This window comes from Ectobacillus soli (genome assembly GCF_042610425.1).
Classification (GTDB): domain Bacteria; phylum Bacillota; class Bacilli; order Bacillales; family Bacillaceae_G; genus Ectobacillus.
The window spans coordinates 67,882-80,619 of sequence record NZ_JBGJZM010000001.1 but is presented as its reverse complement, the minus strand read 5'-3'; the positions used below and the strand labels follow the sequence as shown (position 1 = coordinate 80,619).

Genomic DNA, 12,738 nt, shown 5'->3' with positions numbered 1-12,738 from the left:
ACCATCAGCTCTCTACAAACAGGGAAGTGATCATTACTAAAGCCTTTCCAAGCTCAAAACGTATTCATATAATATTCTTTATAACATTAATATACTCCCCGTGTCAATGCCATCAAGTTAGGAGAAAGCGTCTTATTCATACTAAGAATAGTGAGGAAGAAATAAAATGATTATTTAAGAAGGGGATGCCTATAAGCTTGTCCATTTGAAATATCATCACACTATCTTTATTTGACGTCAATTCTCAAGTAAGAACTCCGCGCCAAGATACATCCATTCACTCTTTTTCATGAATCTCTCCGATAAAACGCGAACTTTGTTCGTCCTTTTCAAGCCATTCTGAAAATTCCCGTAAAAATTCTTCCGGACTTAAATGAGTATAAACGGTTCCCTCAATTTTAATTTCAGTTCGTTTGGAAGGAGCTACTCGATTTATGGCAATTTTTTTCATAATTTTTTCATACTTATCCATTGTTTCAACTAATGATTCTTTATCTTCGCCTCTCATACTATTCCCTCCCTTTACTTTCATTCTATCAAATGTAGAAGCAGAAATTACTAAAAATGCACAACAAATAATATTCTTTTTACTATTTTCGAAAAAAAAGGCTTGAACGAATCGTTCAAGCCTTTTCATCATATTATTCTTAATCTTCTAATGTGGATAAATCCCCTGTTGGTAAGTTCAATTCCCAAGATTTTAATACGCGGCGCATGATCTTACCACTTCGCGTTTTTGGAAGCTTATCACGAAATTCAATTTGGCGCGGTGCTGCATGGGCAGCTAACCCTTTCTTGACAAACTGACGAATATCTTCCTTAAGTTCATCAGACGGTGTAAATCCATCTCGAAGTGCAATAAATGCTTTAATAATTTCCCCGCGAACAGGGTCAGGAATCCCAATGACTCCAGCTTCTGCTACAGCTGGATGCTCGATAATTTTACTTTCTACTTCAAATGGACCTACGCGTTCACCTGCAGTCATAATCACATCATCAATGCGTCCTTGGAACCAATAATATCCATCTTCATCCATAAACGCAGAATCACCTGATACATACCATCCATTTGGCATAAAATAGGATTCATATTTAGCTTGATTGTTCCAGATGGTCTTCATCATCGATGGCCAGCCTTGCTTAATAGCAAGATTCCCCATTGTATTAGGTGGAACTTCCTTTCCTTCGTTATCGACAATTGCAGCCTCCACACCAGGAATTGGTTTTCCCATTGAACCAGGACGAATATCCATACATGGATAGTTACAAATTACTTGTGCACCTGTTTCTGTCATCCACCACGTGTCATGAATTCGCTTTTGAAATACGTTCATTCCCCAGCGAACTACCTCTGGATTTAAAGGTTCCCCTACACTTAACACATGACGAAGCTTAGACAAATCGTACTGTTTTATAATATCCTGTCCCGCACCCATTAGCATGCGGAAGGCAGTTGGCGCACTATACCATACAGTTACACCATATTCCTGTAATGTTTTATACCATGTATCAGGACTGAATCGTCCGCCTAAAATAACATTGGATGTACCTGTTAGCCAAGGTGCAAATATACCGTAAGATGTCCCTGTAACCCAGCCTGGATCAGCTGTACACCAATATATATCATTTTCCTTCAAATCAAGTACCCATTTCGCTGTTTGATAATGTTGCAACATTGCATTCTGAACATGCAACACACCTTTTGGCTTTCCAGTCGATCCAGAAGTATAATGAAGAATCAATCCATCTTCTCTGTCTAGCCATTGTATTTCAAGCTCGGAGGATGCACGTTCAAAAAGTGGGAGAAATGCTACGATTTTTTCACTTTCTTCTATTGGTTCACCGACTAAGAAAATGGTTTGTAAATCTGGTAGTTCATTTATGGGAACGCGCGCGAGAAGTTCGGGGGTTGTAATAAGTACTTTTGCTTCACTGTCTAGCAAGCGATCACGGACAGCACCTTCCATAAAGGCTTCGAATAAAGGCCCGACAATTGCTCCTAGCTTTAATGCACCAAGAAGTGTAAAGTATAATTCTGGAGAACGAGGCATGAAAATAAACACACGGTCACCCTTGCTAACATCACCAGATTCCTTCAACACATTTCCAGCCTTATTTGATAAATCCATCATTTCTGCAAACGTATAAGTTTCCTTTCGAGACCCATCTTGATAATACAATGCAATTTTATCTTTCAAATGTGACTTTGCATGCTTATCAATTGCTTCATAAGCCATATTCACTCGTCCCGTTTCGTGCCAGGAGAACTGTTTCTCTACCTCTTTCCAATCAAACGTTTTATACATCTCTTCGTAGTTTTCCAGGTTATTATTTGTACTTACAACGGGAAGCGCTTCCAATTTCATTGTAATCTTCTCCCTCCTTATATATAACTCTACACCTTATTATACTTCACTATTTATAATTTTCAGTAACTTTTCATATATTTTTGCAAATTTTTAGAAGCGTTTTCATTCACAGTACGCAAAATATAAGCTACTATTGAGATAAGATTGAGAAATCCCGATTGAGGTGGTGAAACAATTTGATTCATAACAAGGTTTATCATTCCAGGACACTCCATACCCCGAAAGGAACTCTCATCATAGAAGGCCCTGTGCCTACACAAGAGCTAGAAACATATGAGTTTCATAAGAATTTGGTAGCATTTCGACCTCCAGATCAACAACAAGAAGCAATTATCGAAATATCTAAACTTCCAGAAGCACGTCTCATTATTGCACGCTTTGAACAAACAATTATAGGCTATACAACGTATCTATACCCAGATCCGCTAGAACGATGGTCAGAAGGAAATATAGAAAATTTAATTGAACTAGGAGCAATTGAAGTAATACCAGAATTCCGAGGCTGTTCTGTTGGGAAAACCATGCTTCAAATTTCTATGCTAGACGATAATATGGAAGACTATATTATTATAACAACTGAGTATTATTGGCATTGGGATTTACAAGGATCAGGTTTAAATGTATGGGAGTACCGAAAAATCATGGAAAAGATGATGAGTGCTGGTGATTTAATTTGGATGGCAACAGATGATCCTGAAATTTGCTCCCATCCTGCGAACTGTCTAATGGTTCGGATTGGGAAACGTGTAAACCAAGACTCCATTACCGCATTTGATAGAATTCGCTTTCAGAATCGCTTTATGTATTAATGAGGAGGTAACCAAATGATTGTTGAAGAAATTATGAATCGTAACACGACTACATTGTCGCCAAAAGACACAATTGAAACGGCACTTAGAACACTAGCTGAAAAAGGTATTCGTCACATCCCTATCGTGAATAACGAGCACGAAGTAGTTGGGATTATTTCAGATCGTGACGTTCGGGATGCTTGTCCTTCAATACTCGACAAGCCTGTTTCAATGGATTCACTTCAACAGCCTATTGAGCGGGTTATGACAAAGTATGTCACTACCTGTCATCCTCTTGATTTTGTCGAGGAAATTGCAACGATATTTTATGATAATAAAATCGGCTGCCTTCCTGTTACAAAAGAAGGAAAGCTTGTTGGTATCATAACGGAAACAAACGTACTGCATACACTTGTTAAATTGACAGGGGCCTATCAACCCGGCTCACAAATTGAAGTACGAGTATCCAATGAACCTGGTGTCTTAAGTAAAGTTGTATCCATTTTTGCTAAAGAAGGAATTAATATAATTACAATCCTTGTCTATCCAGACAAAGATGAACATAAGGTCTTAGTTTTTCGGATTCAAACGATGAACCCCCTTAGAATTATTCAAGTCATTCGAGAAGAAGGCTATGAAGTACTGTGGCCAAGTGTTGCAGGTATTTCCTAATGGACTCTGTATTTATTTATACAGAGAAGTTTCAAGGCTACCGCTTTAACCGGGAGCATCCCTTCAACCAGCTACGCGTAAAACTTGTGTTTGATTTATTAAATAAAGGGGGATTCATTAGTGAATCACAAATTCGTCCACCGCGTATCGCTACGGACGAAGAAATTGCACTCATTCACGATGAAAAATATATCGACGCAGTTAAGCGAGCTGGGGAAGGAAAACTTGGAGAGCAAGAAGGTATGCAGTACAGTATCGGTACAGAAGATACACCTGTATTTGAACATATGCATGAAGCAAGTGCACTTCTTGTCGGAGGTACATTAACAGCAGTAGATTATGTACTTGAAGGAAAAGCAACCCATGCACTCAATTTAGGGGGCGGTTTGCACCATGGCTTTAAAGGAAAGGCTTCTGGTTTTTGTATTTACAATGATAGTGCCATCGCTATCAAATATATTCAGAAGAAATACGGACTGCGCATTTTGTATGTAGATACAGATGCACATCATGGAGATGGTGTGCAATGGTCCTTCTATGACGATCCTAACGTATGTACCCTTTCCATACACGAAACAGGACGTTATTTATTTCCTGGTACAGGTGCTGTCAACGAACGAGGACAAGGTGCAGGCTACGGCTATTCATTTAACATTCCATTGGATGCGTTTACAGAAGATGAATCCTTTTTATACGCCTACCGGAATATGTTACGAGAAGTTGCCGCCTATTTTAAACCAGATGTGATTGTAACGCAAAATGGAGCAGATGCACATTACTACGATCCTCTTACACATCTTTGCTCTACAATCGACATTTATAAAGAAATTCCTAAAATTGCACACGAAATTGCCCATGAGTTTTGTGACGGACGCTGGATCGCAGTAGGTGGAGGCGGCTATGACATTTGGCGTGTCGTACCAAGAGCCTGGTCTCTCGTCTGGCTCGAAATGAACAACATCCGTAATCTAACCGGAACCCTTCCAAAAGAATGGATAGAAGAATGGAAAGACAAAGCCGGCCTCCCACTCTCAACCGAATGGGAAGATCCAAAAGACATGTACACACCCATACCAAGAAAAAAAGAAATTGAAGAAAAAAACTACCTAACCGTAGCAAAATCACTATCCATCATAAGAAACAGCATGAAAACCTCGGTGTATTAACAAAAAGCTTTTTCGGCTCGTTCAGCTCCATAGGGCAGAAGTTCTCCGCACAAAAAGGCGCTTTTTGCCTTTATGGGCGGAGGTTTTCTGACCGGAGGAGCTAGCCGAAAAAGCTGGATTCCAACAAAAAGCTGGATTACCCGAAAAGCGGAATCGGCTTGTTCAGCCACGTAGGACGGAAGGTTCCTCACCCAAAAAGGTGCTTTTTGCCTTTATGGGTGAGGGTTCTCCGGCCGGAGGGGATAGCCAATGGAGCTAGATCACACACAAAAAGCCTTTTCGGCTCGTCCAGCTCCATAGGGCAGAAGTTCTCTTCACGCAAAAAGGAAGCCTCAAATGAGACTTCCTTTTTGTACGTACAATTAATTTCTTTCACTTTATTCTCATTTTGTTGTTTTACGGAATTGTATGCGATGCGGAAGGATAACGGTTTGATCCTCTACAATTTCCTTATTCATAAACTTCGTTAACAATCTCATAGAAACCGCACCAATATCGTACATAGGCTGTACAACAGTCGTAAGCTGCGGACGTACCATGGTTGCTAAACGGGTATTATCAAATCCGATTACTTCCACATCTTCTGGAATATGAATGCCATTGTCCTGGGCGCCGTGAATAACACCTAGAGCCATTTCATCAGAAGAAACGAAAATTGCAGTCGGCTTTTGATTATTTTCCCATAGTTTTTCAAATGCTTCCATACCTGAATCATAGGTGAAATCTCCTTCAACGACTAAATCAGCATTATAGGGTATCCCATTTTCTTGAAGCGCATGTTTATAACCATCTAATTTTTTGTTTTCAGCCTTTGCATGATCTACAGAACCAGAGACGAACGCAACATTCTTATGCGCTTTTTCTAATAAATAAGATACGGCATCATAGGCTGCTTGTTCATAATCTATATTAACGGACGGAATGACACTTTGTTCATCAAAGGAAGATGCTAACACAATAGGAACGGGCGATTTTTCAAATTCTTTCACATGTTCTTCAGTAATATTTTCACTCATAAATACAATACCATCTACTTGTTTACCAAGCATAGTATTCAATAAATGCATTTCTTTTTCCTTATTTTGATCAGAATTGCTTAAAATAATATTATATTTGTACATAGTGGCAATGTCTTCAATTCCCCGTGCAAGCTCCGCATAAAAAATACTTGAAATATCAGGAATAATTACACCGACAGTCGTTGTTTTTTTACTGGCAAGACCTCGCGCCACTGCATTTGGACGATAACCTAATTGTTCAATCGCCTCTAATACCTTTTTTCTAGTTGTTGGCTTTACATTTGGATTGCCGTTCACTACACGGGAAACGGTTGCCATGGAAACATTGGCTTCACGTGCTACATCATATATTGTTATATTCATGGTTTGTTCGCTCCTTTTCTCTATTCTAAAATTATGTATAAAATATGGATATATAGAAAACCCATCAAGTGGATGAAGATGTCATTAAATATTACATGCTTACTTTATCATACGATACAAATGCATATTCAGACAATATATTCCCACTAATGTATGAAAAAAATTCTTTCTTTTCCATCCGTAAAACAAAATTGCCCAACTTTCCAAGCTATCTTTTCTTCGTTATATTGAATGGAAGACTCGGATTTTTCTTGCTCTTTGCAATGAGCTTATCCTCCCCCCTTCAAAAACTAGAATGCAGACAATGGAAGCCAGGCAATTTTATATATAAAGCACATCATCGTACCTATAAATAAGTACTATTGTAAGAACGTTTTCAATACATTCATAAATTCATGGAACTGTGGTATGCTCATCTGCTGTTCAGAATCAGAAAGTGCAACTGCAGGATCAGGATGCACTTCGGCCATTACAGCATCTGCACCAATAGCAATAGCTGCCTTTGCAGCTGGAAGTAGCAAATCACGGCGTCCTGTTGAATGCGTCACATCTACAACAACCGGCAAATGGGTTTCCTTTTTTAAAATTGGTACGGCAGATATGTCAAGCGTATTGCGCGTTGCTTTTTCGTACGTACGAATACCTCTCTCACACAATATGATTTGGTCATTTCCCTGCGCCATAATGTATTCTGCCGCATACATAAACTCTTCAATGGTTGCAGCAATCCCTCTCTTTAGTAGAACAGGTTTCTTTACAGCACCTGCAGCCTTTAAGAGCTCAAAATTTTGCATATTACGAGCTCCAATTTGTATTACATCTACATAATTAAGGGCCATTTCAATATCCTTGGGATTTAAAATTTCACTAACTATCGCCATATCGAATTCATCAGCTACTTGGCGAAGTATATGTAATCCTTCCTCACCAAGCCCCTGAAAGTCGTACGGAGACGTTCTTGGCTTATAAGCCCCACCGCGCATTACGTGTAATCCTTGCTCCTTCATTGCTTGCGCAACGAGCTTTACTTGCTCATAGCTTTCAACTGCACATGGCCCCATGATAAAGTGCATCGTACCATCGCCAATTTTTTCTCCCTTAATATCCACTACCGTATCTTCTGGCTTCTTTTTACGAGAAACAAGGAGTGCTTTCCGATTATCATCTTCCTGTAACTCTAAGCCAGTTTTAAAAATGGTTTTAAAAATATGCTGCAAAGTAGAAGTTTCAAAAGGCCCTTTGTTGTGCTCTGCTACTAAATCAAGCATCACGCGTTCCCGAAGCGGATCAAAGCGTTTTACGCCTTGTACTTCTTTTAATTTCCCAATTTCTTGAACAAGATTACCTCGTTTATTTAATAATTTTAAAATTTCCAAGTTTACTTCATCTATTTGATTACGGAGTGTTTCTAAATTGTTAGATGCCATGAAAAGCCCTCCCTTACTTGGATAGATTGTTTTCCCATTTTAATCATCTGGATTGTATCGAATTATCCAATATGCTCCTGCAAGGATTTCTTTGTAATATTCCAGTGTGATTCGCTCCATACTACCTTGCCATCCTTTAGATATAATACTTGCGGGGATTCATGACGAATACCAAATTGTTCTGCAATTTGATTCGATAACGGCCTTACTTCTTGAATATACAAATAATAGGCAGGAATCGTTTGTTGTTCTTCCATATATGCTTGAAACTGCTCAAATGCGCCTTTACTAATCGGACAGGTCAGACTGTGCTTAAAAACAATACATGACGGTGCTGCCGCAATTTCACCTAATTGCTCTTCTACTTGTAATGGAATCAACTTATTCACCCTTTGCTCGGATTCTTAATTTTCCTTCACGCTTCTCGTTCTTTTCCTTTTTATTATTCCGAAAATGTTCATATACTTTCATAGCCGCTGTACCCCATTGCATAGCTTGTGCAACCTTATCACTATTATGCTCTGCTTGGTTCGATACTGCCGTTGTAATGGTACGTACTTTTTCGTTTAATACTGCTATCGTCGTACCGACCCCTTCAACAGATTCTACAACTTTTTGAATGGATTGTGATTTTTTCGAAATATCCTCAGCTAGTTCATTTGTTTTATGTAATAATTGCTCAGTTTCATGGGTTATACCTTGTAATTGTTTTTCTAATGAAGCCGTTGTGGCTGCTACATTCTCCAATGTTTTTCGCAATGACACGAGCGTACCGCTAATATATACTACTAATATTGCAAAGGCAATGGCTATGATTGCGACGCTAACGTATAGCAAGACTTGCATATGGTTCACTCCTTCAAGCTCATTTTGTTATTATTATACAACGTAACGAGTTGGTATACTAATACAACCTTATCATTCCTACACAATCATAATTCTTCCTTACCCTCCTAGTAAACAAATGGTCATATTTAGGTTACAATAGATGGGTAATGTAAAAGGAGGGTACCTACCATGAAAGATCCGCGTATAGAAAAATTAGCTTACAATTTAATTAATTACTCTGTAAAGCTACAAAAAGGTGAAAAAGTATTAATTGAAAACTTTGGTCTGCAAAAAGAATTAGTAACAGCTCTTATAAAAGAAGCCTATAAAGCAGGTGGCTTCCCATTTGTATCCTTAAAGGATCAACAAGTGGACCGTGCACTGCTTTTTGGTGCAACTGAAGAACATTTTGAGCAAATTGCAGCCTTCGAAGCAAGTGTTATGAAAGAAATGGATGCTTACATAGGTCTTCGATCTGGTGACAATATTAACGAACAAGCAGACGTTCCAAGTGAGAAAATGAAAGTTCAAGGCAAAACAGTTGGTCAAAAGGTTCACCGCGAAATTCGCGTTCCAAAAACAAAATGGGTAGTTCTTCGTTATCCAACATCATCGATGGCACAACTTGCAAAAATGAGTACAGAAGCGTTTGAAGATTTCTACTTTGATGTGTGCAACCTCGACTATAGCAAAATGAATGATGCGATGGATAGTTTACAAGCACTAATGAACAAAACAGACAAGGTCCATATTACAGGACCAGGAACAGATTTAACGTTCTCCATTAAAGACATTCCTGCGATTAAATGTGCCGGAGAAGCAAATATTCCGGATGGCGAAGTGTATACGGCACCGGTTAAAAATTCCGTTAACGGTACGGTTTCATACAATACGCCGTCCCCTTACAATGGCTTCCTCTTTGAAAATGTAAAGCTTACCTTTAAAGATGGAAAAATTATAGAAGCTACTGCGAACAATACAGAACGTATCAATCAAGTATTCGATACGGATGAAGGCGCTCGCTACGTTGGGGAATTTGCAATTGGTGTCAATCCATATATTTTACATCCTATGGGAGATATTCTATTTGACGAAAAAATTCAAGGAAGCTTCCATTTCACTCCTGGTCAAGCTTATGATGAAGCATACAATGGCAATAACTCCAACATTCACTGGGATTTAGTGTGCATCCAGCGTCCAGATTATAACGGTGGAGAAATTTATTTTGATGACGTTCTCATTCGCAAAGATGGACGGTTTGTCCTTCCGGAGCTAGGAGCATTAAATCCAGAGAACTTGCAATAAATCTTTTAACTATAGAACCAACTAAATACTATAAAATAAGAAAAAGGATGCGAACTATTGTCGCATCCTTTTCTTATTTTATTAAAATTTAATACGAACGCTTTATTTCACTTGAAGTCCTTGTTCATAAGCTTTTTCAAACTTTTGTATATCTCCCGCACCCATAAAAATCAAAACTGCATTTTCATGTTGCTTTAGAACTTCCGTATTCGTAAGAGCAATCGTCTTTGATCCATCAATTCTTCCTTGTAAGTCTTGGATTGACAATTCACCTTGATTTTCTCTCGCTGAACCGAAAATGTCACATAAGTATACTTGATCTGCCTTTTGCAGACTTTCAGCAAATTCCGTTAAAAATTTCTTTGTACGTGAAAATGTATGTGGTTGAAAGATGGCTACGATTTCACGATCCGGAAATTTTTGACGTGCAGCTTCAATAGTTGCTGTAATTTCTGTAGGATGATGTGCGTAATCATCAATAATAATTTGATTTCCCATCGTTTTCTGACTAAAACGACGCTTTACACCTTCAAATGTTTCAAGGCGTTGTTTTACAATTTCAACATCAATTTCTTCATAATGACAAAGAGCAATGACAGCAAGTGCATTTAATACACTATGGTTTCCATAACCATTGATGCGAAATGTTCCATAAAACGTATTGCGAACAAATACATCAAATGTACATCCGTCTGTAAGACGTTTTACATTGCGAGCTTGGAAATCATTATCTTCACCAAAACCATAGAAAATAACAGGTACTTTAGCTTGAATTTTTTGTAATTGTTCATCATCGCCACAAGCAATAATACCTTTTTTCACTTGCAATGCCATCTTTTGAAATGCACTAAATACATCATGAATATCTTTAAAATAGTCAGGATGATCAAAGTCAATATTCGTCATAATTGCATAGTCAGGATGATAGGATAAAAAGTGTCTGCGGTATTCGCATGCTTCAAACACGAAAAATTTGCTGTCTTCCACGCCATTTCCTGTTCCATCACCTATTAAATATGAGGTTGGATACGCGCCGCGCATAACATGGGATAATAAACCTGTTGTTGATGTTTTTCCATGCGCTCCTGAAACAGCAATGCTCGTATAATTGTTCATTAGGTCACCTAAAAAATGGTGATAACGGTGTATGGGCAAGTTTAGTTTTTTTGCTTCTTCAATTTCTTCATGTGTATCTGGAAATGCGTTTCCAGCAATAATCACTTGTCCTTTTTGAATATTATTTCTGTTAAATGGAAGAATCGGAATTCCACGCTTTTCCAATTCTGCTTGCGTAAAAAATGTTTTTTCTACATCCGAGCCTTGCACGGTATGTTTCATATCATGCAGGATTTGAGCAAGGGCACTCATTCCAGTGCCTTTAATCCCTACAAAATGGTAAACTGTCATTTTAAAGAACCTCCAACATCTGTAACTAATCCAATGACCTACCTAAAACAGTATATGATAACTTTGTTAATTTGGTAATATCTCTTTCTCGTAATTGTTCAAACCGTAAAATGACTATTCTACATATTCAATCACAATAAGCCTATTATAACAAAAAACGGTTTATTGTCGAGATAAGAAAAATATCCTTCCATTAGACATTTCCCCCTCTTCCTTCAGGGCCTTCTAAGAGACCCTGAAAGAAGAGAACATTACTTTCTTATTTCATACAGATTTACTCGTTCTAAACGAGGATTTGGCCGATATTTTCGTCCTGCCTTAGCAACAGGCATTCCGTCTAATTCGACATTATCGCCTGTAAAGCTAATGTTAACTTTTAATAGACTGTTACCTACCCCATACATATCAACCGGGGCTCCTTGCTTTTCAAACTCTCTAATCCGTTTTTGATTAAAGCCGCCGCTCACAACGATTTTTACATGATTATATCCTTCTTCATCCAATGCTTTGCGAAGTGCAAATATAAGAGATGGATTTACACCTCGGGGATCAAAGGTACCAAGAAGTTCTGGGTGACGGATAAAGTGCTGATCAACCATCGTACGTGATGTATCGACGCGAACTCCTTTCAGCAATGGGCCAAACTCTCTGGCAACCTTTAATGCATCAGTAATGACGTCATTATTATAATCAATTAACACGACTAATTCATCTTCAGGAAACTTCGAATGGTATGCGGAAGCTGCTGCAACGACGTCACCTTGAAACATTTGAATAAGAGCATGTGGCATCGTACCCATTCCTTTTTTACCCCACCATTCACCCATAGCGTGCGTAGCTTGTGCAGTCATGCCGCCTATAAATGCTGCATACCCGTCTCCGGCTTGCTGTGTAAAGTGATCATCGCGATCTCCCATGAAAATAACTGGTTTTTCAATTCCACCTTTTCTTGCAGCTTGCACCACATCATACACATTCGTTGCCACAGAAGTTCTTCTAGCAAGAATTCCATCAATGAGTCCCTCTAAATATCCAAAATATTCATATGGCCCTTTAATGGTTAACACTGTCTCAAACGGGGAAATTTTATCCCCATCCTTTAACGATTTTACTTCCAGCTCTTCTGGATGCTCGGCAAATGTTTGAATCAAAGCAATCACTTCATCTGTTCCGCATAAAACGGCATGTTCTTTTTGAAAGAACTGCATCGTTACAACGGCACCAGGGCAAAATTCTTTAATTATCTCACGTGTTTTCAAAAAATATACTGCTGAAAACCATCCTTCACCCACGCGCTCATCAAACTTGAATGTCTCGTTTGTAAGGCGCGATATTTTCCCTTGTAGCTTCCATTCTATCTCTTTCATGCGCTAAACTCCCTGTTCTACTCT

General features: G+C 38.6%; 12 protein-coding genes and 1 other annotated feature (1 of these 13 only partly in view). Of the genes, 4 read left to right on the top strand and 8 right to left on the bottom strand.

Annotated features, from left to right (window positions below):
• Positions 1–59 (bottom strand) — a binding site (T-box leader) (it extends 166 nt beyond the left edge of the window).
• A 218-nt stretch (positions 60–277) separates the two neighbouring features.
• A complete protein-coding gene (locus ACAN53_RS00425; protein ID WP_379965381.1) occupies positions 278–508 on the bottom strand; it encodes a hypothetical protein in 231 nt (76 codons plus the stop codon).
• Positions 509–647: 139 nt separating this feature from the next.
• A complete protein-coding gene (gene acsA / locus ACAN53_RS00420) occupies positions 648–2,366 on the bottom strand; it encodes an acetate--CoA ligase (protein WP_379965378.1) in 1,719 nt (572 codons plus the stop codon).
• Positions 2,367–2,545: 179 nt separating this feature from the next.
• On the opposite strand from acsA, the gene ACAN53_RS00415 reads away from it, so the two are divergent.
• Genes ACAN53_RS00415 through ACAN53_RS00405 form a run of 3 tightly spaced genes read left to right on the top strand, consistent with a single transcriptional unit; the run spans position 2,546 to position 4,998 of the window.
• On the top strand, positions 2,546–3,178 hold the full coding sequence (locus tag ACAN53_RS00415) for a GNAT family N-acetyltransferase (RefSeq protein ID WP_379965375.1): 633 nt from the start codon (positions 2,546–2,548) through the stop codon (positions 3,176–3,178).
• Between the two features lie 15 nt (positions 3,179–3,193).
• Positions 3,194–3,832 (top strand): acetoin utilization AcuB family protein, encoded by a 639-nt coding sequence (locus ACAN53_RS00410; protein ID WP_379965372.1) that lies wholly within the window; start codon positions 3,194–3,196, stop codon positions 3,830–3,832.
• A complete protein-coding gene (locus ACAN53_RS00405) occupies positions 3,832–4,998 on the top strand; it encodes an acetoin utilization protein AcuC (RefSeq protein ID WP_379965369.1) in 1,167 nt (388 codons plus the stop codon). The genes ACAN53_RS00410 and ACAN53_RS00405 overlap by 1 nt, the downstream gene beginning before the upstream one ends.
• Positions 4,999–5,381: 383 nt before the next feature.
• On the opposite strand, the gene ccpA is transcribed toward ACAN53_RS00405, so the two are convergent.
• The 4 genes from ccpA to ACAN53_RS00385 form a co-directional block, all read right to left on the bottom strand.
• Entirely contained in the window at positions 5,382–6,380 is a 999-nt protein-coding gene (gene ccpA, locus ACAN53_RS00400) for a catabolite control protein A (RefSeq protein WP_379965366.1), read from the bottom strand.
• Between the two features lie 359 nt (positions 6,381–6,739).
• The gene (locus ACAN53_RS00395; RefSeq protein WP_379965363.1) at positions 6,740–7,807 is read right to left on the bottom strand and encodes a bifunctional 3-deoxy-7-phosphoheptulonate synthase/chorismate mutase; all 1,068 of its coding nucleotides are present in this window, start codon (positions 7,805–7,807) and stop codon (positions 6,740–6,742) included.
• A 62-nt stretch (positions 7,808–7,869) separates the two neighbouring features.
• Positions 7,870–8,187 carry a bacillithiol system redox-active protein YtxJ gene (ytxJ, locus tag ACAN53_RS00390; protein WP_379965360.1) on the bottom strand — a complete coding sequence of 106 codons (318 nt, stop codon included), beginning with the start codon at positions 8,185–8,187 and terminating at the stop codon, positions 7,870–7,872.
• Position 8,188: 1 nt separating this feature from the next.
• Positions 8,189–8,653 (bottom strand): DUF948 domain-containing protein, encoded by a 465-nt coding sequence (locus tag ACAN53_RS00385; protein WP_379965357.1) that lies wholly within the window; start codon positions 8,651–8,653, stop codon positions 8,189–8,191.
• A 171-nt stretch (positions 8,654–8,824) separates the two neighbouring features.
• Between ACAN53_RS00385 and ACAN53_RS00380 the strand changes: the two genes are divergently transcribed.
• On the top strand, positions 8,825–9,940 hold the full coding sequence (locus ACAN53_RS00380; RefSeq protein WP_379965354.1) for an aminopeptidase: 1,116 nt from the start codon (positions 8,825–8,827) through the stop codon (positions 9,938–9,940).
• 102 nt (positions 9,941–10,042) lie between these two features.
• Here ACAN53_RS00380 and murC read toward each other — a convergent pair whose 3' ends face one another.
• Complete coding sequence (gene murC / locus ACAN53_RS00375) at positions 10,043–11,347, bottom strand: UDP-N-acetylmuramate--L-alanine ligase (protein WP_379965351.1); 1,305 nt, start codon at positions 11,345–11,347, stop codon at positions 10,043–10,045.
• A gap of 251 nt (positions 11,348–11,598) precedes the next feature.
• Positions 11,599–12,714 (bottom strand): nicotinate phosphoribosyltransferase, encoded by a 1,116-nt coding sequence (locus ACAN53_RS00370; protein WP_379965349.1) that lies wholly within the window; start codon positions 12,712–12,714, stop codon positions 11,599–11,601.
• Between the last annotated feature and the right edge of the window lie 24 nt (positions 12,715–12,738).

Excerpts from the sequence above, each read along its gene's own strand:
- ACAN53_RS00410 (WP_379965372.1), top strand. The coding sequence starts at position 3,194 with ATGATTGTTGAAGAAATTATGAATCGTAACACGACTACATTGTCGCCA.
- ACAN53_RS00425 (WP_379965381.1), bottom strand. The coding sequence starts at position 508 with ATGAGAGGCGAAGATAAAGAATCATTAGTTGAAACAATGGATAAGTAT.
- ACAN53_RS00385 (WP_379965357.1), bottom strand. The coding sequence starts at position 8,653 with ATGCAAGTCTTGCTATACGTTAGCGTCGCAATCATAGCCATTGCCTTT.
- acsA (WP_379965378.1), bottom strand. The coding sequence starts at position 2,366 with ATGAAATTGGAAGCGCTTCCCGTTGTAAGTACAAATAATAACCTGGAA.
- ACAN53_RS00370 (WP_379965349.1), bottom strand. The coding sequence starts at position 12,714 with ATGAAAGAGATAGAATGGAAGCTACAAGGGAAAATATCGCGCCTTACA.
- murC (WP_379965351.1), bottom strand. The coding sequence starts at position 11,347 with ATGACAGTTTACCATTTTGTAGGGATTAAAGGCACTGGAATGAGTGCC.
- ACAN53_RS00395 (WP_379965363.1), bottom strand. The coding sequence starts at position 7,807 with ATGGCATCTAACAATTTAGAAACACTCCGTAATCAAATAGATGAAGTA.
- ccpA (WP_379965366.1), bottom strand. The coding sequence starts at position 6,380 with ATGAATATAACAATATATGATGTAGCACGTGAAGCCAATGTTTCCATG.
- ACAN53_RS00380 (WP_379965354.1), top strand. The coding sequence starts at position 8,825 with ATGAAAGATCCGCGTATAGAAAAATTAGCTTACAATTTAATTAATTAC.
- ACAN53_RS00405 (WP_379965369.1), top strand. The coding sequence starts at position 3,832 with ATGGACTCTGTATTTATTTATACAGAGAAGTTTCAAGGCTACCGCTTT.